The organism is Tepidiforma bonchosmolovskayae (assembly GCF_008838325.1).
GTDB classification, from domain to species: domain Bacteria; phylum Chloroflexota; class Dehalococcoidia; order Tepidiformales; family Tepidiformaceae; genus Tepidiforma; species Tepidiforma bonchosmolovskayae.
In genome coordinates this window covers 160,060-182,551 of the sequence record NZ_CP042829.1, presented here as the reverse complement: position 1 = coordinate 182,551, position 22,492 = coordinate 160,060, and the positions used below count along the sequence as shown (strand labels likewise).

The following is a 22,492-nucleotide window of genomic DNA, read 5'->3' as shown; positions in this document are numbered from 1 at the left end:
GGGAGGTCGGTTGTCATGGCATCAGCAGCTCTTCCGTCGTCGCCGGTCCAGTGCGTCATCTTTCGCGTTGGGCGCACGCTCCAGGCGCTGTCCATCGACGATGTCCGCGAAATTCTCGTGCCGGGGTCCCTGACGCCGTCGCCCGGGGCGCCCCCGCACGTCCTCGGCCTCACGCAGGTGCGCGGCCAGGCGATCCCGGTCATCGACCTCGCCGCGCGTCTCGGTCTCGGCCACGCGGAGACCTCGCCCGACCGGCGGCTCATCGTCGTCTCAGCCGGCGAGGGCGCGGCCGCGCTCCTCGTCGATGGGGTCGAAGAGGTCACGACGGCCCGGCCCGAGGAGTTCGAACTGGTGCGCATCCCCGGCGCTACGCGGCGGGTCGTGCTCAAGCACCGGGATGAGCTGGTCGGTTGGCTTGTGAGCGCCGAACTCGTCGAACCGGGTCAGGAGCGGGCGGCGCTCGCTGCCTGAGCCACTTCCCAGCGAACGCCGTCGCTGACCGCCTGTCCCCGGGCTTCGAGCAGGTCGAGCACCCCCTGGACCGTCGCCACGATCTGCCAGAACCGCCGCCGGACCGCCCGGGGGTAGAGCGCCTCCGCGAGCTCGTAGACCGTGCGGGGTCCTGCCGCCCGCAGGATGTCGAGCGCCCGTTCTGCGCGCTGCTCGGCCTGTGCGAGGTTCGCGTCCACCGCCGCCGTCACGTCGCCGAACGGCTCGCCGTGGCCCGGAAAGCACCGTGCCGGCGCCAGCCCCCGGATGCGCTGAAGGCCATCGATGAAGAGCGGCAGGCTCCGCAGCCGCCAGTCTGGCCCGCCAGCTCCGTGGTGCCCCTGGAGCGCCGGCGTGGGCGTCAGCCCCGGCAGGAGCTGGTCGCCCGAGAACAGCCACCCTTCTGATGGCACCCAGGCCACGGCGTTGCCGGGCGTGTGCCCGGGCAGGTGAAGCAGCTCGAGCCCCGGCACCATGGCATCCTCAAGACCCTTCGCGGGCGTAAACGGAACGTACCGCAGCCCGGTCGGCCAGCGCCGGTCCCGGCCCGCCGGCCGGTAGTCGCCGCCCCGTGCCTCAGCCGACCACCGCCGCCGCGCCTCGACGCCGGCCCGCGCCTCCAGCGCAACGTCGGCAGGCGCTCCGCAGTCCTGTACGAACCGTTCGAGGGCGGCGAACTCCTCGCCCGACGGTTCCTTGCCCGTGGCGAGCGGCCAGTCGAGCCGGTGCATCGCCACCGGCACGCCGCGCGCCTGCCACCAGGCCCCGAGGCCCGCGTGGTCGAGGTGGCCATGCGTCGCAATCACGAGGTCCGGCAGCCGGCCTCGCAGCGCCTCCTCCAGGAGCGCGTCCGCGCCGCGGAAGTCCGGCCCCGTGTCGATGAGCACACGCGCGCCATCGAGCGTGACCAGGTAGATCGTATTGTCGCCGAGGGAAACGGCCGTAACGTCTCGCACGGCAGCAGTCTACGAGGCCGCCCGGCGACGGGCATTCGCGGCCCTCCGCCGAACCGGGTACCATCCCGCCATCGATGGCCGAACCTCCTGAAGCCGACCGCCTGACCCCTGCCGAGGTGGCGCAGGTGCGCGATGCGGCGGAGCGCCTCCGCGCCAGCGTCGAACGGGTCATCGTCGGCAACCGCCACGTCGTCGACCTGGCGCTCGTCGCGCTCCTCTGCGAGGGCCACATCCTCCTCGAAGACGTGCCGGGTACCGGTAAGACGACGCTCGCCAAGGCCCTCGCACGGTCGCTCGACTGCTCGTTCCGGCGCATCCAGTTCACGCCCGACCTGATGCCGTCGGACATCACCGGTATCACCTACTACAACCAGAAGCTCGGCGAATTTGTCTTCCGCGAGGGGCCGCTCCTCGCCCAGGTCGTGCTCGCCGACGAGATCAACCGCGCGACCCCGCGCACCCAGGCCGCCCTGCTTGAGGCCATGGAGGAACGCCAGCTCACCGTCGAAGGCACGACGGTCCGCATGCCCTCGCCGTTCCTGGTCATCGCCACCCAGAACCCGGTCGAACTCGAAGGCACCTTCCCGCTGCCCGAAGCCCAGCTCGACCGCTTTCTCCTGCGCCTCCGCCTCGGGTACCCCAGCGAGGAGGACGAGGACCGGATGCTCCAGCGCTTCGAAGCTGCAAGCCCGCTCGAGACGCTCGCTCCGGTCATCGATGCCCCGACGCTCGTCACGCTCGCGCGCCGGCTCCAGCGGCTCTATGTCGCACCGCCGGTTCGCCGCTACATCGTCCGCCTGGTGCAGGCGACCCGCGCCGAGCCCGCCTTCGAGCTCGGCGCAAGCCCTCGCGCGGCCCTCGCACTCTTCCGCGCGGCCCGCGCCCGCGCTGCCCTCGATGGGCGCGACTACGTGCTCCCCGACGACGTCAAACAGCTTGTCGGCCCCGTCCTCGCTCACCGCCTGATCCTCTCGACCCAGGCACGGCTCCGCGGCCGCGATGTCGAGCAGCTGCTCGCCGAGGTCGTCGAGCGTATCCCGGTCCCGCTGGAGGGCTGACCATGCCCTTCCGCGAATCCTGGCCGGTGCTCGGCGGGCTGCTCTTCATCGTCGGCTTCGGCGCGGGGCTGCCGCTCGTCGCCATGGTCGGACTCGGCACCATGGCGCTCGGGGTCACCTCCCGCTGGTGGTCGAACCACCTCTTCGACCGTCTCGAACTCCGGCGCTCGCTCGCGGAGCGGCGCGTGTTCATCAACGAGCCGGTGGAGCTCGAGGTCAGGCTTGTGAACCGCAAGCCCCTGCCGCTGCCCTGGTTCGAGTGGCGCCTCGGCCTGAGTGAGCACCTCCGCGCTGCCGGCGAGCGGCTCGCTGCGTCGGCGGTGCCCGGACTGCACTACCTCGTCCAGCGCGGCGCCATCGGCTGGTACGCCGCCGAACGGTGGACCGTCACGCTCACCGCGGCCCGCCGCGGCTACCACCAGGTCGGGCCGGCATCCATCCGCTCTTCCGACATCCTCGGGGCCTGGCCCGCCCGGACTGAAGACGCCGAACTTGACCATCTGGTGGTCTATCCGCGGGTGTACCGCCTGCCCGACCTGGGCCTGCCCGCGGAGCGGCCGTTCGGCGATGCGCGCGGCGGCGAGCGGATTTTCGAAGACCCGCTGCGCATCGCCGGTCTTCGCGAATACCGCCCCGGCGACCCCCTCCGGCGTATCGATTGGAAGGCCACGGCCCGGGCGGGCGACCTGCGGTCACGCGTGTACGAACCCTCGGCCACCCGGCTTCTCTACGTCCTCCTCAACATCGATACCCTCGAGCACGCCTGGGAGGGCTACCTTTCCGATGAGCTCGAACGGCTCGTCTCCGTCGCTGCCTCCGTCATCGCCTGGGCCGCCGGCGCGCGCTACGCGGTGGGCCTGCTCGCCAACGGCGCCTACCCCGACGCCGACCGCCCCATCCGCCTCCCCCCGTCGCGGTCGCGCGACCAGCTCGTCCGTCTCCTCGAAGCGCTCGCCGTCGTGCAGCCGCTCACCATGGGCGACCTCGCCGGCGCCATCCGCCGCGAGATGGGCCGCATCGAAGCTGGCTCGACGCTCATCGCCGTGGCCGCCCTCGTCCCGGCGCCGCTCGCAGAGGCGCTGTCGCGGCTCGCAGCCGAGGGGCATCGCGTCCACCTGCTGGCGACAACCGACCGCGCCGCTCGCGCAACCATCCCCGGCGTGACGGTGGAGCGGGTTGCTGCTGACTTTCAGCCCGCCGAGGCCCTCGCATGATCGGCGCTGCGGCGATCGCACTGGCGCTCCTCGCCGATGCCCTGGCGCTCGCGACGCTCGGGGTGCTCGTCAGCCTCATGTTCGACGCCGGCGCACCGGCTGCCGGGCTCGCCGCTGTGCTCACCGTGCTGGGGGCCGGGTTCGTCCTGCCCCGGGTGGTCGGTGCCGCCCTCGACGAGCGCCGCACGACGGCTTCGCTGCTCGGGCTGGCCCTCGCTATCGTCTACACGGCCGCGGGCCTCGAGGCCACGGGGGACCTCTCGGCCTGGACGTTTCGCTGGCTCCCCGACTTTTACCGCGAGCCGGAGGCGACGATGCGCGCGGGCGCACCCGCCGTCGCCGCTGCGCTTGTCCTGGCGGCGGCCTGGGCCCGCGGCGCCATCCGGAGCGACCAGGACTTCGACCTCGAAGGGCACCCCCGGACGCTCTTGGTTCCCTTTGCCATCGTCATCGCCGCCGCGGTCCTGGGCGCCGGCTCCTCTCGCGCCGGTGACCTCGCAACGCTCACGGCCGCGTTCTTCGCGGTTGCCGTCCTCTCCCTGGCATGTGCGCAGCTGGCGCTCGGAGGTGCGACCCTCGGCACGGTACGGGCAGGTGGAGTCGCCGGCGCCTTGCTCGGCGGCGTGGGCGCGATCGCGGTTGTGGGCTTTCTGCTGTTCGGTGTCGCGGCCCGGCTCCTGGGCCCGACCGTCCTGCCGGCCGTGGGCGCTGCCGTGGAGGCGGTGCTGATCGTCGTCCTCACGCCCGTCGCCTGGGTCCTCACAGCCATCTTCGAGCGCCTGTTCAGCGGAATCGACCCTTTCGAGGGACTGAACCGCGCCATCGAACAGGCGGGCCAGCAGTCCCGGGGCGAGCCCGCCGGCGACACCTCGGTCGCTGAGCAGGTGGGGCTGTTCGGCCTCCGCACGCTGGCGCTCCTGGCTTTTGTCGGCCTGCTCGCCGGCATCGTCCTCGCCTGGACACGTGCGCGGCGCCGCTACGCCCGGCTCCGCGAAGCGTCTGCCTCAGCCGGCGCTGCCGGGAGCCTTCGGGACGACATCCGTTCGATGCTTGGTGCGTTGTTCCGCGGCCGCGCGGGAGGGCGGCCATCGCCCGGCGATTCAGCCGCTGCGCGCCTCTACCTGGAGGTGCTCGACGATGCCGAACACCGGGGACGTCCTCGCCAGCCGTCGCAAACACCGCACGAGTTCGCCCCGGTCCTCCACCAGACCTTCATGACTGCGGTAACCGACGACATCACCCGGGCCTTCGAACTGGCGCGCTACGGCGGCCGCGAGCCCGGACCCGCCGAGCTGGCTGAGCTCGAGCGGCGCTGGCGGGATGTCAGGCGCGGACCGGCTCCAGGCGGACCCACCCGGCGCCCCGTGCCGTGACGACCGGCACGAACGGTACGGTGTCGACCGCCTGCGCCGCAGCGATGTCTTCCCCGAGGCCCAGTGCCCGGAGTGCGTCCGCGTGCGCGCTGGCGCCGATTGCTGTCACGGGGTCCGGGAGCATGAGCGCCAGCCGTGCCCCGTCCCCGAGTTCGAGGCCGGGCCGCGCAGCGACCAGCGCCCGGACGATGCAGGCGGCGGCCGCCAGGTCCTCGAGCGCAAACACCGTTCCGCGCGCTTCCCCCGCGCAGACGATGGCGACCCGATGCCACTCCGCCAGCCATCGTGCAGCGGCCGCCGCATTGAGCGCGCACGCCGCTGCCGCCGGGCCCCTCGCCGCAGCGGCGCAGAGGGCGCGCGTGCCGTTCGTCGTGAAGAGCACCACCTCCCTGCCGGCAACGGTGGCCGCCTTCACGCTGGACGGGCTATTGCCGAGGTCGAACCCTGCCGGGGGGAGCCCGCCGACCTCCCCCGCGAGCAACGCGCCGAGCTCCCTGGCAAGGGCTCGCGCTGCCGACTCTGTCTCTGCGGCGATGACCGCGGTCGCCCCGCTGTGGAGGAGCGTAGCGGCCATCGTCGTGGCCCGGAGCGCGTCGACGACGGCGCAGGCATCCGTATCCGGCCAGCGGTCCCCCGGCGGCACCAGCAGGACGTCCAGCTCTGGGGTCATCCTGCACACTATCGCCCCCGGCCCCCGGACAGGACCAGCAACATCCCCGTGGTACCCTTGGCACCGATGGACGCAAGGCCCGTGGGGATGTTCGACTCTGGCGTTGGAGGGCTCGCCGTTCTGCGCGCCTTCCGCGAGCTTGCCCCTGCCGAGCGCGTCCTCTACTTCGCTGATACAGCCTGGTTTCCCTACGGCCCCCGGCCCGCCGCGGAGGTCCGAAAGCGGGCATTCGCAATCACCCATCGGCTGCTTGAGAGCGACGTCAAACTGGTGGTGGTCGCCTGCAACACCGCCTCCGCTGCTGCCCTGGCAGACCTCCGCGAGGCATTCCCCGGGGTGCCGTTCGTCGGCATGGTCCCCGGCGTGAAGCCCGCCGCCCAGCAATCCCGCAGCCGCCGGGTGGTCGTCCTTGCGACCCCCGGCACGCTCGACGGTGACCTGCTGCAGCGTGTGGTTGAGGAATTCGGGCGAGGGACGCAGGTCGTCCGTGTCGCCGGGCATGGCCTCGCCGAGGCCGTCGAAGCAGGCGAGGTGAGCTCCCCGGCGGTCCGTGCCCGCCTCCGCGAGCTTCTCGGGCCCGAAGTCGCGCGCGGTGCCGATACGGTGGTCCTCGGCTGCACGCACTACGCCTTCCTCGGTCCGGTCATCGCGGCGGAGTTCCCGGGCATCGCAACGGTCGACACCTCGGTCCCGGTGGCGCGGCGGGCCGTCGACCTGCTGCGGGAGATGGATGCGCTCAGCCCCGGGCCGGGCGGTATCGACCTCATCGTCAGCCAGGACCCGGAAGAGTTTCGGCGGCGCATGGGGCAGCTCGGCTTTTCCGCGGCGCGGGAGGAGGCCGCCACGTGACCTTCATCGAACGGCTCGCAGCGCGGTCGCGCGCACTCGACTCACTCGTCTGCGTCGGCCTCGACCCCGATTTCCGACGTCACCGCGTCGAGGAGGTCGCCCCCTTTCTCCGTGATGTCATCGCCGCGACGATGCCGTATGCCGCCTGCTACAAGCCCAACGTCGCCTTCTTTGAGCAGTGGGGCATTCCCGGCCTTCGCGCGCTGGAAGCGGTCCTCGAGGCCATCCCTGGCGAGGTTCCCGTCATCGGCGATGCAAAGCGCGGGGACATCGGCTCGACGGCTGAGGCGTACGCGCGCGCGCTCTTCGAGGCCTGGGGCTTCGACGCCGTCACCGTCAATCCCTACCTCGGCCGCGACTCGGTCGAGCCGTTTCTTGCCTATCGCGACCGGGGTGTCTACCTGCTTTGCCGTACATCGAACCCTGGCGCCGGGGACTTTCAGTCGCTCGAGCTCTCGGACGGCACGCGGCTGTACGAGCATGTCGCCGCAACCGTGGCCGGGTGGGGCGCCAACGCCGGGCTGGTAGTCGGCGCCACCGCCCCCGCTGAGCTGGCGCGCGTGCGGGAACTCGTACCCGGGCTCCCGCTGCTTATCCCGGGCGTCGGCTCGCAGGGCGGTACGCCTGGGGAAGTCATCGGCGCGGCCGGCTATCGCCACGGATACGTCCTCGTCAACGCCTCGCGGAGCATCGTGTACGCCGGCGCGGGACCCGAAGCGGCTGCGAACGCCGCGCGGGCGCTCCGCGACGCGCTCCGTGCCGCTCGCAATGGTTCCTGACTTTGCCGAGGGCGACGTCGTCCGGATGAAGCGCCAGCACCCCTGCGGCGGCTGGGAGTGGCGCATCTACCGTGTCGGCGCGGATATGGGCATCGAGTGCCTGACCTGCGGACGTCGCGTCCTCCTCGAGCGGCGAAAGTTCGAGAGCAGGGTCAGGGGGCGCACCCGCCGTGAGGACTGAGGCCGTCGGACACCCGGCAGTCCCGCTGTGGCAGCAGCGTCCGTTTCGGATGCTCAGCTACACCCGGTTTTCATCCCGGGTCGCCCAAAACGCCCTGAACTTCGGGCTTGTCCTGCTCATCACCGAGGAGACCGGCAGGGCCGTCTATACGTCCCTCCTCGTCCTCGCCCTCGTCGTGCCTTCGACCGTCGCCGGGATTGTCGCCGGGACGGCCGCCGATATCCTCCCCAAACGTCTCATCGTCGTCCTTGCCGATGTCACGCGCGTGCTCCTCTGCGTCGCCTTCCTCCGCGAAGGCGGGAGCACGGTGAGCTACTACGCCTTCGCGGTCCTCCTCGCCTCGACATCCCAGTTCGCCGGTACTGCCGAGAGCGCCATCCTTCCGGCAATCGTCCGGCGGGACGAGCTGGCCCGCGCCAACGCCATCAGCCAGGCCGTCGGCGGCGCTGCCCAGGCCATCGGCCTCGGTGTCGTCACGCCAGTCGTCCTGCGCCTCATCGAGTCCCGTGATGTCCTGTTCGCCATCTGCGCAGGGCTCTTCGCCCTCGCAGCAGTCCAGGCCCTGCTGATCGGCAGCACGGCCGCGCCGGACCGCCGCGAGGTCGGCGGCGAGCCCGGGGGCCGCTGGTGGACCGCCGGCTGGCGCGCGATGCGCAGCGACCGCGCCGTACTGCACGCCGCCGTTGAGCTGACGCTCATCTCCGCGACGGTCATCATCCTCAGCGGTCTCATCCCGACGTACATCACCGACGTGTTGGGCGTACGGATCGACTTCGGCGCGATTGTCCTGCTTCCTGCCGTCGTCGGCGTTGCCGCGGGCCTGCGGGTGGCCGGCTTTCTTGCCCGGCGCGTTCCGCATTCACTGCTGAGCAGCGCCGGGTTCGTGATCTTTGTGAGCTGCCTGGGACTGCTGGCCATCGTCAACCAGCTCGCGGTATTCCTCGGCGGCTTCGGAATGTTCTCCTGGCTCAATAGCGTCTCCATCGGCCGGTTCGATGGCGGCGGCGTCATCGCGATGGCCGTCATGCTCCCGCTCGGCTTTGCCTACGCCGTGGTGTCGGTCGCCGGTCAGACGGTGATCGACGACCGTGTGCCGCTTAGCCTCAGGGGCAGGGTCGGGGCCACCCAGGCGGCGATGGCCGCCGTCGCATCTTCGATACCAGTCGTCGCGGCCGGTGCATTGAGCGACGTGATCGGCGTCGCGCCCGTCTTCGCCCTCGTCGCGCTCGCGACCGGCGCTGTCGCCGTGGCGAACCTCCGCAGCGGGCGCGGCGCCGACCGGGGCCCGCGGGCTGTGGAATTCGCGCATCGTTGACTCCCTGATCCGGCCGAACCTATCATCGACCCAGGGAGGGCCGCACCCGCAGCCTCCCGGGAGGGCTCACATGAGAGAGCTGAGCATCGAGAGCATCCGGCTGAGCCTCATGAACTACCAGCGCGTAGTCATCCTGCGCGAAAAGGATTCCGACCGCTACCTCCCTATCTGGATCGGCCCCGCAGAGGCTGATGCCATCGCCGTTCGCCTCCAGGATGTTTCGGTCGCCCGTCCGCTCACCCATGACCTCCTCCGGAACATGATCGAGCAGCTCGGCGCCCGCGTTGCCTACATCGTGGTCAACGACCTCGAGAACGACACCTTCTACGCCCGCATCGTGCTCGATGTGAATGGGCGCACGCTCGAAGTCGACAGCCGCCCCTCGGACGCGATCGCGCTCGCCGTCCGGGTCGATGCGCCCATCTTCGCCGAAGAATCCGTGCTCGACCGCGCAGGCGTCATCCTCGATGAGAACGACGAAAGCGAAGAGCGCTCGGCGCCCGCCCGTCCGCTCGAGGAGACGAAGCCGGCCGACCCGGAGGAACTCGAAAAACTGGGCGTGTTCAAGGAGTTCATCGAGGGTCTCGACCTCGATGATTTCGACAAGCGCTAGCGTCGTGGCCCGCCCAGGTGGCGGGCCAACGATTTCCCGGGTCCGCTTGCGCATTGCTTCACAATCGCCCTATGATGCGCGGGGTCTGGAGGCCGGGCGCCCCCGGGGTGGCGCGTGAAAAGCTGGCTCGTACCCGCAGCCAGCCTCCTCGGCGCCGGGTGGTTCTTCGCAACCGCCGTCATCCTCGGGGTGGTCGTTGGTCGTTGGGCCGATGACCGGACCGGGCTCGAGCCCACATTCACGCTCGTCGGGATTGTCGTCGGCTTAGCCGTTGCGCTCATCGGCGGCTACCGTATGCTGCAGCCCCTGATGAGCCGGCTCGGCGACGAGCCACCGGAGTGAGGTCGGCTTGAAAATCATCCTGATCGCAGTCGTCGTCCTGGCGGTCCTGGCGACCGGCTTCATCGTCGCTGCCGGGCCCGAACCCCACATCGTCATCCCCGGCGAGGTGGTGTGGAAGGTCGGCTTCATGCCGATCACCTCAACGCTCATGGCCTCTTGGCTCGCGATGGCTGTCCTCATCCTCGGGACCTTCGCCATGACCCGGGGCATGAAGCTCATTCCCTCCGGCGCCCAGAACTTCATCGAATCGGTCATCGAGTTCCTGTACGGCCAGGTTGAAGAGATTGCCGGTGAAAAGAACGCGCGGCGCTTCTTCCCCGTCGTCGGCACCTTCTTCCTCTTCATCCTCGTTGCCAACTGGATCGCCCTCACACCGATCTTTAAATCAATCGGCTGGACCAAGGATTACGGCCACGAAATCTTCCACGAGATCCAGCTCAAAGCCGAGGAAGGCAAGCCGTTCGATAAGGACAAGCACTTCCTTGCCTGGCAAATGAAAGATGCCGGCGGGGTCGGTCTCGCCCAGACCGGCGCCGGCACATTCAAGTTCAAAATCCATAGCGGCGAAGAGCCGTCCGTAGCCCTCGACCGGTACATCATCGCGCTCGCCGAGTTCTACACCGACTTCAAGCCGTCCGCCGATGCCGCGCACGGCGAGGGCGAGCCCGAGAAGGCGGATGTCGAGGCAGCGTTCGCCGCGCTCCAGGCCGACCCGAAGGCGCCCAAGTTCATCGCCGCTGACGACCACGGTCACGGCGGCGAGGCCGATGGTCATCACGGCGTGAGCAGCCACGCGCTCGGTGCGACCTTCACGGCGCTTGACTTCCCGGGCGACAAGATTGCGCTGGTCTATCCGTTCTTCCGCGCAGCCTTCAGCGAGCTGAATAACACGCTGGCGCTTGCCATCTTCGCCTTCCTTGTCATTGAATTCTGGGGATTCCAGTCCCTCGGGTTCGGTTACCTCGGCAAGTTCTTCATCAATCCGCTGAAAAATCCGATCCTCACGTTCGTCGGTATCCTCGAGCTCCTCTCCGAGTTCATCCGCATCATCAGCTTCGCCTTCCGGCTCTTCGGCAACATCTTCGCCGGCGGCGTCCTGCTGCTGATTTTGACATTCCTTGTTCCGTTCATCGCGCCGCTTGGTATCTACGGCCTTGAGATGTTCGTTGGTCTGATCCAGGCCATCGTGTTCTCCCTCCTGCTCCTTGTCTTCGCGGTCGGTGCCGTTGAGCACCATGGCGATGAGGAGCATCACGACAGCCACGACGACGGGCATCACCCGGGCGGCGGCCATGCCGACGTCCATCATCTCGAACCGGGGGCAGTCCAGGCGCACTAGCGCCTGTTCGCAGGCATTCCAGAACAGCGCACCGTGGAAGGGTGCAACGGAGGCACATCAGTCATGAACCTTCTCAGCTATCTGCCGTTCCTCGTCATTCTCGAGACCGACGGCGCCAAGGCAATCGGCGCTGCCATCGCGATGGCCGTCGGCGGCATCGCGCCCGCCCTCGCCATCGGCATGCTCGTCGGCAAGGCGATGGAAGCCCTCGGCCGGAATCCGGAAGCCCGCGCCGCCATCCAGACGAACATGATTCTCGGCGTCGCCTTCGCGGAAGCCATCGGCATCTACGCGCTGCTCTCCGCGCTCATCATCGCGTTCGTCATCTAGTCCGGCGTCCGGCCGCGTCAACGGCCGGGCGAACGAAAGGGGTTTCGCCATGGGCGAGGCATTTTCCGCCCTCGGTATCAGCGTGCCGCTGCTCGTAGCCCAGCTGGTGAACTTCTCCATCCTGCTGGTCATCCTGCGGTTTACCCTCTATCGGCCTGTGCTGCGGATGCTCGACGAGCGGAAGCAGCGGATTGCCGAAGGGCTCAACGCCGCTGAGATTGCGAGGCGCGAGGCCGCATCCGCGCAGGCCAACATCCAGGCGCAGCTCGAGGCCGCCCGGAAGGAGGGCCAGGAGATCGTTGCGAACGCCCAGGCTATCGCAACGCGCATCGAGACCGAGGCGAAGGAACAGGCCGCGCGCGAGCGCGAGGCCGCCCTCGAGAAGGCCCGCAACGAAATTCAGCTCGAACGGGACCGGGCTATCGCCGAGCTCCGCCGCGAATTCGCCGCCATCACTGTCGCCGCGGCGGAAAAGGTCATCAACCAGTCGCTCGACTCCCAGGCACACCAGCGTGTCATCGAAGAGACGCTGGCCGAGTCCCGGTTTAGCGGGAACTGACGATGGCGAACATCGCTGCGGCACGGCGTTACGCGCAGGCTGCGTTCGAGCTCGCCCGCGACCGCGGTGAGGTCTCGGCCTGGCGGTCCGAAGTCAACGATGTCGCGACGGTGCTGAGCGAATCGCAGCTCGCACCAATGCTCGCAGACCCGAAAATCCCGCTGGAGCAGAAGTTCGCGGCCCTTGAGCGTGTTCTCGTCGTCTCGCCGCTGGTCATGAACCTGGCGAAACTCCTGGTGCAGAAAGGGCGGTCACTCGACGCCCGCGCCGTGGCCGACGCCTTTAACCGGCTCGCCGACGACTACGAAGGGATTGCCCACGCTGAGGTGACCACGGCTGTCGAGCTGCCGCCTGAGCGGGTCGCCGCAATCGAGCGCCAGCTCAGCGAACGGTTCGGGAAAAAGGTCATCGCCGCGACGAAGGTGGACCCGTCCATCATCGGGGGCGCCATCATCCGCGTCGGCGACCGCCTTATCGATGGAAGCATCCGGACGCGGCTCAAGCTGCTGCGTCGTGAACTGGAGGGTGCCCGGTGACGGGCACGGCAGTCAGGAAGGGGTAATGCCGTATGGCAGTTCGCGCTGAAGAAATCGCGTCGATCCTTCGCGAGCAAATCGAACACTTCGGGTCGAAGGTCACCGCCACCGATGTCGGCACGGTGATCGAGGCCGGCGACGGTGTCGTGCGCATCCACGGGCTTTCCGGGGCGATGTACTCCGAGCTGCTGGAGTTCGCCAACGGGACCATGGGCATTGCGCTGAACCTGGAGGAAGAGTCGGTCAGCGCCGTCATCCTCGGCGACTACGCCGGCATCAAGGAGGGCGACGAGGTCCGCTCCACCGGCCGCGTTATCGAAGTGCCGGTCGGCGATGCGCTTATCGGCCGTGTGGTCGACCCGCTCGGCAACCCCATCGACGGCAAAGGCCCCATCAACACCACGAAAACCCGGCCGGTTGAACGAATTGCCCCCGGCGTGACGCTGCGCAAGAGCGTCTCGGTCCCGGTCCAGACGGGCATCAAGGCGATCGACGCCATGTTCCCGATCGGCCGCGGCCAGCGCGAGCTCATTATCGGCGACCGCTCGACCGGCAAGACCGCAATCGCCCTCGATACCATCATTAACCAGAAGGGCGGCGACCTGATCTGCATCTACGTCGCCATCGGCCAGAAGGCCGCGAAGGTTGCGCAGGTGGTGGGTCTGCTCGAGGAGTACGGCGCGATGGAGCACACCATCGTCGTCGCTGCCAACGCCTCCGAGTCGGCCGCACTCCAGTACCTCGCCCCGTACGCCGGGTGCGCCATGGGCGAAGAGTTCATGGAATCGGGCCGCGACGCGCTCATCGTCTATGACGACCTGAGCAAGCACGCCTGGGCGTACCGCCAGATGTCGCTCCTTCTGCGGCGGCCGCCGGGCCGCGAGGCCTACCCCGGCGACGTGTTCTACCTGCACAGCCGCCTGCTCGAACGGGCGGCCCGCCTCGAGAAGGGGGGCTCGCTCAGCGCCCTGCCGATTATCGAGACGCAGGCAAACGACGTCTCCGCGTACATTCCCACCAACGTCATCTCCATTACGGACGGCCAGATCTACCTCGAGACCGACCTCTTCAACGCTGGCATCCGGCCAGCAATCAACACCGGCCTGTCAGTCAGCCGCGTAGGGTCGGCCGCCCAGACGAAGGCGATGAAGGCCGTGTCGGCCGGTCTCAAGGCCGAGATGTCGCAGTACCGGGAGCTTGCAGCCTTCGCCCAGTTCGGCACCAGCGACCTCGACGCCGCCACCCGCCGGCAGCTCGAACGTGGCCAGCGCGCCACCGAGATCCTCAAGCAGGACCAGTTCCAGCCGCTCAGCCTCGCCGAAGAGGTGTTCGTCATCTACGCGCTCACGAGCGGCATGCTCGATGACGTGCCGGTGGGGAAGATCCGTTCGTTTGAAAACGAGCTGCGCAAGTACCTGGCCAGCAATGAGAAGGCGCTCGTTGACGAGATCCAGGCCAACCCGGTGATGACGCCCGAGCTCCAGGAGCGCATCACGAACGTCATCAAGACCTTCAAGGAGACGGTGCCGTACTAGGCGAATCTCACGCCCGGCAGACGGTCACCGCGAAGGGAACGTAAGCAACTATGGCCACCATCCGGCAGCTCCGGCGACGCATCCAGAGCGTCAAGAACACGGCGAAGATTACGAACGCGCTGCAGCTCGTCGCAGCCTCCAAGATGCGCCGCGCCCAGGACCGCGCGCTCCAGGCGAAGCCGTACGCCGAAAAGCTGCGGACCGTCATCGCCGGCCTCGCGGCCGCGACCGTGGACCCGGAGAAACCGGCGCACCCGCTCCTCGTCACCCGCGAGGTGAAGAACATCGCGCTCCTCCACATCACGCCCGACCGCGGCCTCTGCGGCGGCCTGAATTCCAACCTCAACCGGAGCGCCGGCACCTTCGTCGCGACACAGCGCGAACCCGTCGAAGTCATCGCCGTCGGCAAGAAGGGCCGCGACTTCTTCATCCGTGCCCGCGTCAATGTCATCGCCGAGTTCACCGATCTCGGAGACTATCCCGGCCAGGCGCAGGTCGCGCCCATCGCACGGCTCGTGATCGACGACTACCTCGCCGGCCTGTTCGACCGCGTCTACGTGAGCTACCCCGAGTTCGTCTCGACGGCCACGCAGCGGCCGGTCATCCGTCAGCTGCTGCCAATCGAGCCGCCGCGCATAGGGGAGGACGAGGCGGGCGCTTCGACGTTCGCCCAGGATTACATCTTCGAGCCGTCGCCGGACCGGGTGCTCGCACAGCTCCTGCCGCGCTACGTCGAAATGCAGGTTTACGAGGCGGTGCTCCAGAACGCCGCCAGCTTCCAGAGCGCCCAGATGGTCGCGATGAAGAACGCGACAGACAACGCCAACGAGATCACGCGCGACCTGACGCTCACCTACAACAAGGCCCGCCAGGAGCAGATCACCAAGGAGCTGCTCGATATCGTGGGCGGCGCCGCCGCGCTGGAGGGTTGAAACTGGCCGGGTTCGCAGCGGTCATCTTCGATATGGACGGCGTCCTCGTGGACGGCGAGCCGCTGCATTTCCGCGCAGTCAACGAGCTCCTCGCCGAAGAGGGCCTCTCCATCTCCCTCGAAGCGTACAAACCGTACATGGGCACGAAGACCGGCTGGCGGGACATGGCGCGCGACCTCGGGCTGCGCCGGCCGCTCGACGAATACGCAGCCGTCTACCGCGAGATTATCCTCGCCAAGTACCGCTCGGAAGCCGAGCCGCTGCCGGGGGCTGTTGAACTGGTTCGTGCGCTTGAACGGGCAGGCGTGCCGCTTGCGGTTGCCTCGTCATCGATTCAGCCGTGGGTTGAGGCATGTCTCGAGCGGATCGGGCTGCGCGATGCCTTCCCCGTCCTCGTCACCGGCAGCGACGTCGACGAAGGAAAGCCCGACCCTGCCATCTACCGGCTCGCCGCCCGGCGCCTCGGCGTCCCGGCGGAGCGGTGCCTGGCGTTCGAAGATGCGCCCGCAGGCATCCTCTCGGCACGCGCTGCCGGCATGACGGTCTGGGCCGTTCGCACCCCGTACACCCGGGGGCTGCCGCTCCCCGACCCTGACCGGGAATTTGAATCGCTGACCCAGGTCGACCTGGGACTCCTCACGGGGGCTGCCGCATGAACACGGCGCACCCCACGCTCGTTGCTACATTCGCGGAGGTCTACGCATGGTCATGACTGCCACCGAAGGTCGCGTTGTCCAAATCATCGGTACCGTTATCGACGTGGAGTTCCCGCCGGATCGGCTCCCGGCGCTCTTCAACGCCGTGAATATCATCCGCGAGGATGGCTCGGTCCTCGTCACCGAGGTCCAGCAGCACCTCGGCAACAACTGGGTGCGCTGCCTCGCGATGGACTCGACCGACGGCCTCCGACGCGGTGTCCGCGCGGTCGATACCGGCGCGCCGATCTCGGTGCCTGTCGGCCCGAAGGCGCTCGGCCGCATGTTCAACGTCCTCGGCCAGCCGATCGACGACCTCCCCGCGCCCGACGACGCACCCCGCTGGCCTATCCATCGCGAGCCGCCAACCTTCGAAGAGCAGGAAACCGCACCCTCCGTCCTCGAGACCGGCATCAAGGTCATCGACCTCATTGCCCCGCTCGTCCGCGGCGGGAAGGTCGGCCTGTACGGCGGCGCAGGCGTCGGCAAGACCGTGGTCATCCAGGAACTCATCTCCAACATCGCCCGCGAGCACGGCGGCTACTCCGTTTTCGCCGGCGTCGGTGAGCGCTCCCGCGAAGGCAACGACCTCTGGCATGAAATGAAGGAATCCGGCGTGCTCGCGAAGATGGCCATGGTCTTCGGCCAGATGAACGAGCCGCCCGGCGTGCGCCTCCGCGTCGCGCTGACCGGCCTCACCATGGCCGAGTACTTCCGCGATGAAGAGGGCCGCGACGTCCTCTTCTTCGTCGACAACATCTACCGCTACACCCTCGCGGGCATGGAGGTCTCCGCCCTCCTCGGCCGCATGCCCTCGGCTGTGGGGTACCAGCCGACCCTCGCCACCGAGATGGGCGAACTCGAGGAGCGCATCACCTCCACGAAGAAGGGTTCGATCACCTCGTTCCAGGCGATTTACGTGCCCGCCGACGACTACACCGACCCGGGCGTGGCCACGACCTTCGGCCACCTCGACGCGGTCGTCGCGCTTGAGCGCTCCCTCGCCGAGCAGGCGCTCTTCCCCGCCATGGACCCGCTCGCCTCGTTCTCCCGCGCCCTCGAGCCTCGCGTGGTCGGCCAGGAGCACTACGAGGTCGCCCGCGGCGTCCAGCGCGTTCTCCAGCGCTACAAGGACCTGCAGGACATCATCGCCATCCTCGGCATCGACGAACTTTCCGACGAAGACAAACTGACGGTTGCCCGGGCCCGCAAGATCCAGCGGTTCCTCACCCAGCCGTTCTTCGTCGCCGAGCAGTTCACCGGCAACCCGGGCCAGTACGTCCCGGTCCGCGAAACCGTGCGCGGCTTCAAGGAGATCCTCGAAGGCAAGCACGACGGCCTGCCCGAGCAGGCGTTCTACATGGTCGGGAACATCGATAGCGCGGTCGAAAAGGGCCGGCGCCTGGCACAGGAGTAATCGATGCCGCTAACGGTCGAACTTATTACGGCCGAGCGCGTGGTCCGCGTCGAACAGGGCGTCGACGTCCTCATCGTCCCCGGCGCCGAGGGGCAGCTCGCCATCTATCCGAAGCACGCTGCCCTCATGACGACGCTCGAACCCGGCGAAATGATCATCCGCCGCGCCGGGCAGGAGGAAGCGTTTGTCGTGACCGGCGGGTTCCTCGAAGTCCGGAACGACCACGTCACCATCCTCGCCGACGCCTCGGAAGCCGCCGAGGAGATCGATATCGCCCGCGCGGAAGAGGCTCGCCGCCGCGCCGAGGAACGGATCCGCCGCTACCGCGAACAGGCTGACCGCGATGTCGACCTCGCGCGCGCCCAGGCGGCCCTCCAGCGCGCCCTCCTCCGCCTGCGCGTCGCCGAGCAGCGCCGCCGCCGGACCACCGGCCGGCCGCAGGTCTAGTTCGGCGCCCCGGGCACGGGGGCCTGCGCAGGCAGGCGTGCCGTTGCAGCTTGCCGTTCGCCTGATGCCGGCGAACGCCCTAGACTGGCCTTCGAGATGACCACCCGAGTCCGCGGCGGACGGTACATCGTGCAGGGTGAGGCAGTCCTGCACGGCCGCATCCGCATCTCCGGCGCCAAGAACCACGCCCTCGCGGCGATGTGTGCTGCGCTCCTCACCGACGAGGACGTCATCCTCGACAACGTCCCCTACATCTCCGATGTCGACTCGCTCGCGGACCTGCTCCGTGCGCTTGGCGCTGTGGTCGAGCGGCTGCCCGGCGGGTCGCTCCTCCTGAACGCGGCACGGGTCGCCACCTTCGAAGCGCCGACGGAGCTGATCAGCGAAAACCGCGCCTCGTTTCAGGTCATGGGGCCCCTGCTCGGACGCCACGGCTTCGCGGCTTCAGCGCCGCCCGGCGGCGACGTCATCGGCCAGCGCCCCATCGATGTCCACCTGTCCGGGTTCGAAGCCATGGGCGCCACGGTGACCCGCGAAGGCGAGCGGTTCGTCGCCCGCGCGCCCGCGGGACTGGTCGGCACCCGCGTGTTTATGGACTATCCATCCGTCTCGGGCACCCAGAACGTGATGATGGCGGCAGTCCTCGCGCGCGGCCACACCACCATCGTCAACGCGGCCACCGAACCGGAGGTGCAGGAGCTCTGCCATCTCCTCAATGCGATGGGCGCCCGGATCACCGGCGTCGGCAGCCAGATGCTCGAAATCGATGGGGTCGAGCGGCTCCACGGCGTGCGCGCCCGCATCATGCCCGACCGGATCGAAGCCGGCACCTGGGCCATCGCTGCGGTGATGACCGGCGGTGAGGTGTTCCTCGAGGAGGCGCCATGGCCGGTCATGGATGCCCTCCTGCACAAGCTCCGGGCCGCTGGGGCGCTGATCGAGACGGAGCCCCGCGGCATGCGCGTCCGCGGCGGGCAGCCCATCCGCGCGGTCAGCTTCCAGGCGCTGCCGTATCCCGGCCTGGCCACCGACCTCCACGCTCCCTTCGGCGCGCTCCTCACACAGGCAAACGGCGTCTCGATCATCCACGAGCGCGTGTTCGACAACCGCATGCTCTACGTCAGCGAACTGCGCAAAATGGGCGCCGAAATCGTGTCCACCGGCTCGTCGGCCATCGTCTCCGGTCCCACCCCGCTCCACGGCACCCGCGTGCGCGCGCTCGATGTCCGGGCCGGTGCCGCCGTGCTGCTTGCTGCCCTTGTCGCCCAGGGCACCACCATCATCGACGACATCTACCACCTCGACCGGGGATATGAGCGGCTCGACGAGAAGTTGCGTACCATGGGGGTCGAGGTGGAGCGAGCCTGATGGCCTTCGAATTCCTCGCCCCAAAGAAAGTCGGCATCGACCTCGGCACCGCGAACATCCTGGTCTACGTCAAGGGCCAGGGCATCGTCGTCAACGAACCGAGCGTCGTCGCGCGCCATAACCGCGACAACGCCATCGTCGCCGTGGGCAACGAAGCGCGTGCGATGCAGGGGCGCACCCCCGGCTCCATCAGCGTCATCCGGCCGATGCGCGACGGCGTCATCGCCGACTACCTCACGACCGAGGCGATGCTCCGCTACTTCATCGGCCTCATCACCGGCAGATTCAATCTCATCCGCCCCGAGGTCATGGTGACCGTGCCCGCCGGCGTCACCAGCGTCGAGCAGCGCGCGGTCCGCGATGCCGCCGAGCAGGCAGGCGCCCGCAAGCCGGCCCACCTCGTCCCCGAGCCGCTCGCCGCAGCGATCGGCGCACGGATTCCCATCGGCACGGCCCGCGGCAACATGGTCGTCAACATCGGCGGCGGCCGGACCGAGGCGGCGGTCATTTCGCTCTACGGCATCGTCGTCTCGGAGTCGGTCCGCATGGCCGGCGACCGCATCGACGAGGCCATCATGGCCTACGTTCGCAGGCGACATAACCTCATCATCGGCGAGAAGACGGCCGAGGAAATCAAAATCGCCATCGGCAGCGCCCTCCCGCTCGATGAAGGGCTCGCCACGCAGGTCCGCGGCCGCGACCAGCTCAGCGGCCTTCCGAAAACGATCTCGCTCACCTCGACCGAGATCGCCCAGGCCATCCAGGACTGCCTCGGGACGATCGTCCAGACAGTCCGGGCGGTCCTCGAAAAGACCCCGCCCGAGCTCGCCGCCGACGTCATCGACCGCGGGATCGTGCTCACCGGCGGCGGCGCCCTCCTGCGTCACCTCGATGAACTGCTGACCCAGGAGACCGGCGTCCCGTGCTACGTGGCCGATAACCCGCTCGAGTGCGTCGCCATCGGCGCAGGCATCGCCCTTGACCACCTCGACGTCATTAAGCGCAGCCTGCCGACCGAGGAGGAGAACCTCGTCGGGATGTTCCCCCAGGCCGACCAGCGCTGACCGGGGCCGGCCCCGCCGCTCCAGCTAATTCCGGTCGGTTCAATCGCCAGGCGCGCCGCCGTATCGGTGCATTCTAACCGCCCACCAGCTCGACGCCGGTTGCTACACCGCGCTTGCGCCCCGTGCACCCTCCGCCATCGCCGCTTGGCACGAGTCCAGCCCGCGGGCCATCGCGGCGCCAGCCGGCGCTGCCCTGCCGCCGCTCACGGCCAACAAGAGGGCGCTCCGAAAAGCATCCGGAGCGATCGCTCCCGGGCATCCTGCCGCTCAAACCGGTTTGCGAGTTTCGACCTTGGACCGAAGGCCCGGCGCGGAGTAGACCCGCTGGAGATGCGTGCGGACGGTATGCGGCGAGACGCCCGGCTCCCCTGCCGCTCGCCGTCGACCGGCACGCCGGTGCCGCCTATTTCGCCCCGCTGCTCTCGCTCCGCTTGATGTAGAAGGTCATACTCTGCATCGCAAGCACCGGGTCGATATGCCGGATGGTGACATCCCGCGGCACGTGCGCCGTAATCGGCGCGTAGTTCAGGATCGCCTTGATGCCGGCATTGACGAGCCGATCCACCACCGACTGCGCCTCCGTCGCCGGGACCGCCACAATGCCGATGTCGACCCGGTTTGCCCGCAGGTACTCGTCGAGGTCGTCGATGTGGCGCACCGTCACGCCGCCGACCTGCTTGCCTACGACGTCCGGATTCGCATCGAAGGCTGCAACGATCTGGAACCCCTGCGGCCCGAACCCGCCGTACTCGGCAATCGCCTGGCCAAGCCGGCCGACCCCCACGAGGCACACCCGCCACTGCCGGTCGATGCCGAGAATCTCCCGCAGCTTGGCCAGGAGCCCCTGCACGTTGTAGCCGCGCCCCTGCTTGCCGAACCGCCCGAAATAGCTCAGGTCCTTCCGAATCTGCGCCGGCGTCACGTCGAGCATCTCACCGAGCGCCTGAGAACTCACGACCGTCTCGCCGCGCGCCGCGAGGTCGGCGAGTGCGCGGGCATACACCGGCAGGCGGTTGATGACGACTTCGGGGATTTCGAGCGTCATGGCGGGGGTTGTGAAATCCGTAACTTTCGGCGGACTATATGCCCGAGCCCATCTGCGGGTCAACTGCAGCATCCGATTGGGTCGTCGAAGAGAGCCGTACGAGTAATAACCAACTGCCGTTCGAATATCCCGATGGCATGCGCGGCCATCTTCGATTGACCCATCGCCGATGACCGCTGACGATGGACACACCACTTTCCCGGAGTTGACTGTGAACCTGCGGATCCCCGGCCCGACGCCCTGCCCAGAGGAAGTCCTCGCAGCGGGTGCGCAGCAGATGATGAACCACCGCGGCCCTGAGTTTGCCCAGATCCTCCGCCGCGTCACCGACGGCCTGAACTGGGTCTTCGGAAGCTCGACCGACGTCCTCTCGTTCACGACCTCCGGCACCGGCGGCCTCGAAGCCGCCATCGTCAACACCCTCAGCCCGGGCGACCGCGTGCTCTCGGTCTCCATCGGCTCCTTCGGCGACCGTTTCAAGTCGATTGCGAAGGCGTACGGCGCCGACGTCGTCAGCTACGCGACCGAATGGGGCGAAGCGGCCGACCCCGCCGTCATCGCGCGGATGCTCGACGACGACCCGTCGATCAAGGCCGTCCTGGTGACCCACAACGAAACCTCGACCGGTGTGACGAACCCGCTCGAAGCCATCGCCCGCGAGGTCCGCGCCCGGGACCGGCTCATCCTCGTTGATGCCGTCAGTAGCATGAGCTCGATCCCGTGCCCGGTGGAGCGGTGGGAACTTGACGTCGTCGTCTCCGGGTCGCAGAAGGGCTGGATGGTCCCGCCGGGCCTCGCCTTCGTGTACATGAGCGAGCGCGCCTGGGCCGCCAACGCCGAGGCGAAGATGCCCCGCTTCTACTTCGACGCAGCGAAAACGCGTGACTCGCTTGCGAAGCTCCAGAATCCGTGGACGCCGGCAATGTCCGTCTACTACGCGCTCGACAAGGCGTTCGAGCTGATGCGCGCAGAGGGTCTCGAAGGGATCTTCACCCGCCACGAAGCGATTGCGAGCTACACCCGCGAACGTGTCAAGGCGATGGGCCTCAAGCTCGTCCCCGTCGATGAGCGGTATGCGTCCAACACCGTGACCGCTGTCTGGTGGCCGGAAGGCGTCGACGGCAAGGCAATCAGCCGTCGCGCCCGCGAGGAGTTCGGGGTTGTCCTTGGCGGCGGCCAGGGCAAGCTCGAGGGCAAAATCTTCCGCGTCGGCCATCTCGGCTGGGTGCAGCAGGCCGATGTCGCCGAGGCGCTCGACGTCGTCGAAAAGCTTCTCGCTGAAGCTCGCGCCCGGGTCTAGCTGCACCCGGACACCCGCACGTTCCTGCCCCGGGCCCGGTCATGCAGTTTGCATGACCGGGCCTTCGTCATGCATACTGCATAGCG

General features: G+C 68.5%; 25 protein-coding genes. 22 read left to right on the top strand and 3 right to left on the bottom strand.

Annotated elements, in window-relative coordinates; all coding sequences use genetic code 11:
- Positions 1-15: 15 nt before the first annotated feature.
- A complete protein-coding gene (locus Tbon_RS00930; protein ID WP_158065870.1) occupies positions 16-471 on the top strand; it encodes a chemotaxis protein CheW in 456 nt (151 codons plus the stop codon).
- On the opposite strand, the gene Tbon_RS00925 is transcribed toward Tbon_RS00930, so the two are convergent.
- Positions 444-1,445 carry an MBL fold metallo-hydrolase gene (locus tag Tbon_RS00925; protein ID WP_158065869.1) on the bottom strand — a complete coding sequence of 334 codons (1,002 nt, stop codon included), beginning with the start codon at positions 1,443-1,445 and terminating at the stop codon, positions 444-446. The two genes, Tbon_RS00930 and Tbon_RS00925, sit on opposite strands and share 28 nt — an antisense overlap.
- Positions 1,446-1,519: 74 nt before the next feature.
- Between Tbon_RS00925 and Tbon_RS00920 the strand changes: the two genes are divergently transcribed.
- From Tbon_RS00920 to Tbon_RS00910, 3 genes are read left to right on the top strand one after another with little or no spacing between them, the layout of a single operon-like run.
- Positions 1,520-2,503 (top strand): AAA family ATPase, encoded by a 984-nt coding sequence (locus Tbon_RS00920; protein ID WP_158065868.1) that lies wholly within the window; start codon positions 1,520-1,522, stop codon positions 2,501-2,503.
- Between the two features lie 2 nt (positions 2,504-2,505).
- Complete coding sequence (locus Tbon_RS00915) at positions 2,506-3,717, top strand: DUF58 domain-containing protein (protein ID WP_158065867.1); 1,212 nt, start codon at positions 2,506-2,508, stop codon at positions 3,715-3,717.
- The gene (locus Tbon_RS00910) at positions 3,714-5,090 is read left to right on the top strand and encodes a DUF4129 domain-containing protein (RefSeq protein WP_158065866.1); all 1,377 of its coding nucleotides are present in this window, start codon (positions 3,714-3,716) and stop codon (positions 5,088-5,090) included. The genes Tbon_RS00915 and Tbon_RS00910 overlap by 4 nt, the downstream gene beginning before the upstream one ends.
- Here Tbon_RS00910 and Tbon_RS00905 read toward each other — a convergent pair.
- Positions 5,041-5,760, bottom strand: a complete 720-nt coding sequence (locus Tbon_RS00905) for a 2-phosphosulfolactate phosphatase (RefSeq protein ID WP_158065865.1) — start codon at positions 5,758-5,760, stop codon at positions 5,041-5,043. The genes Tbon_RS00910 and Tbon_RS00905 overlap by 50 nt on opposite strands.
- A gap of 66 nt (positions 5,761-5,826) precedes the next feature.
- Between Tbon_RS00905 and murI the strand changes: the two genes are divergently transcribed.
- The 17 genes from murI (at position 5,827) to mreB (ending at position 20,061) form a co-directional block, all read left to right on the top strand.
- On the top strand, positions 5,827-6,609 hold the full coding sequence (gene murI, locus Tbon_RS00900) for a glutamate racemase (RefSeq protein WP_158065864.1): 783 nt from the start codon (positions 5,827-5,829) through the stop codon (positions 6,607-6,609).
- A complete protein-coding gene (pyrF, locus tag Tbon_RS00895) occupies positions 6,606-7,388 on the top strand; it encodes an orotidine-5'-phosphate decarboxylase (RefSeq protein ID WP_158065863.1) in 783 nt (260 codons plus the stop codon). Before murI ends, pyrF begins: the two co-directional genes overlap by 4 nt.
- On the top strand, positions 7,378-7,569 hold the full coding sequence (locus Tbon_RS00890) for a DUF951 domain-containing protein (protein WP_158065862.1): 192 nt from the start codon (positions 7,378-7,380) through the stop codon (positions 7,567-7,569). The genes pyrF and Tbon_RS00890 overlap by 11 nt, the downstream gene beginning before the upstream one ends.
- A gap of 49 nt (positions 7,570-7,618) precedes the next feature.
- On the top strand, positions 7,619-8,884 hold the full coding sequence (locus Tbon_RS00885; protein WP_158065861.1) for an MFS transporter: 1,266 nt from the start codon (positions 7,619-7,621) through the stop codon (positions 8,882-8,884).
- A gap of 70 nt (positions 8,885-8,954) precedes the next feature.
- Entirely contained in the window at positions 8,955-9,497 is a 543-nt protein-coding gene (locus tag Tbon_RS00880; RefSeq protein ID WP_158065860.1) for a bifunctional nuclease family protein, read from the top strand.
- 114 nt (positions 9,498-9,611) lie between these two features.
- On the top strand, positions 9,612-9,839 hold the full coding sequence (locus Tbon_RS00875; protein ID WP_158065859.1) for an AtpZ/AtpI family protein: 228 nt from the start codon (positions 9,612-9,614) through the stop codon (positions 9,837-9,839).
- A gap of 7 nt (positions 9,840-9,846) precedes the next feature.
- On the top strand, positions 9,847-11,178 hold the full coding sequence (locus Tbon_RS00870) for a F0F1 ATP synthase subunit A (protein WP_158065858.1): 1,332 nt from the start codon (positions 9,847-9,849) through the stop codon (positions 11,176-11,178).
- Between the two features lie 63 nt (positions 11,179-11,241).
- On the top strand, positions 11,242-11,508 hold the full coding sequence (locus tag Tbon_RS00865) for an ATP synthase F0 subunit C (protein WP_158065857.1): 267 nt from the start codon (positions 11,242-11,244) through the stop codon (positions 11,506-11,508).
- A gap of 49 nt (positions 11,509-11,557) precedes the next feature.
- The gene (atpF, locus tag Tbon_RS00860; RefSeq protein ID WP_158065856.1) at positions 11,558-12,067 is read left to right on the top strand and encodes a F0F1 ATP synthase subunit B; all 510 of its coding nucleotides are present in this window, start codon (positions 11,558-11,560) and stop codon (positions 12,065-12,067) included.
- 2 nt (positions 12,068-12,069) lie between these two features.
- Positions 12,070-12,603: an ATP synthase F1 subunit delta gene (atpH, locus tag Tbon_RS00855; RefSeq protein WP_158065855.1), complete on the top strand. Its 534-nt coding sequence runs from the start codon at positions 12,070-12,072 to the stop codon at positions 12,601-12,603.
- Between the two features lie 32 nt (positions 12,604-12,635).
- Entirely contained in the window at positions 12,636-14,138 is a 1,503-nt protein-coding gene (atpA, locus tag Tbon_RS00850; protein WP_158065854.1) for a F0F1 ATP synthase subunit alpha, read from the top strand.
- 50 nt (positions 14,139-14,188) lie between these two features.
- On the top strand, positions 14,189-15,070 hold the full coding sequence (gene atpG / locus Tbon_RS00845; RefSeq protein ID WP_158065853.1) for an ATP synthase F1 subunit gamma: 882 nt from the start codon (positions 14,189-14,191) through the stop codon (positions 15,068-15,070).
- Positions 15,067-15,726 (top strand): HAD family hydrolase, encoded by a 660-nt coding sequence (locus Tbon_RS00840; protein WP_158065852.1) that lies wholly within the window; start codon positions 15,067-15,069, stop codon positions 15,724-15,726. The genes atpG and Tbon_RS00840 overlap by 4 nt, the downstream gene beginning before the upstream one ends.
- A gap of 52 nt (positions 15,727-15,778) precedes the next feature.
- Positions 15,779-17,182 carry a F0F1 ATP synthase subunit beta gene (gene atpD / locus Tbon_RS00835; protein ID WP_158068211.1) on the top strand — a complete coding sequence of 468 codons (1,404 nt, stop codon included), beginning with the start codon at positions 15,779-15,781 and terminating at the stop codon, positions 17,180-17,182.
- A gap of 3 nt (positions 17,183-17,185) precedes the next feature.
- Positions 17,186-17,629 carry a F0F1 ATP synthase subunit epsilon gene (locus Tbon_RS00830; protein ID WP_158065851.1) on the top strand — a complete coding sequence of 148 codons (444 nt, stop codon included), beginning with the start codon at positions 17,186-17,188 and terminating at the stop codon, positions 17,627-17,629.
- A gap of 96 nt (positions 17,630-17,725) precedes the next feature.
- Positions 17,726-18,997, top strand: coding sequence for a UDP-N-acetylglucosamine 1-carboxyvinyltransferase (gene murA, locus Tbon_RS00825; protein WP_158065850.1), 1,272 nt, complete (start codon positions 17,726-17,728; stop codon positions 18,995-18,997).
- On the top strand, positions 18,997-20,061 hold the full coding sequence (mreB, locus tag Tbon_RS00820; protein ID WP_098503797.1) for a rod shape-determining protein: 1,065 nt from the start codon (positions 18,997-18,999) through the stop codon (positions 20,059-20,061). The genes murA and mreB overlap by 1 nt, the downstream gene beginning before the upstream one ends.
- Positions 20,062-20,464: 403 nt before the next feature.
- On the opposite strand, the gene Tbon_RS00815 is transcribed toward mreB, so the two are convergent.
- On the bottom strand, positions 20,465-21,106 hold the full coding sequence (locus Tbon_RS00815; RefSeq protein WP_158065849.1) for a redox-sensing transcriptional repressor Rex: 642 nt from the start codon (positions 21,104-21,106) through the stop codon (positions 20,465-20,467).
- Positions 21,107-21,317: 211 nt separating this feature from the next.
- On the opposite strand from Tbon_RS00815, the gene Tbon_RS00810 reads away from it, so the two are divergent.
- Positions 21,318-22,406 (top strand): pyridoxal-phosphate-dependent aminotransferase family protein, encoded by a 1,089-nt coding sequence (locus Tbon_RS00810; RefSeq protein WP_225734657.1) that lies wholly within the window; start codon positions 21,318-21,320, stop codon positions 22,404-22,406.
- Positions 22,407-22,492: the final 86 nt, after the last annotated feature.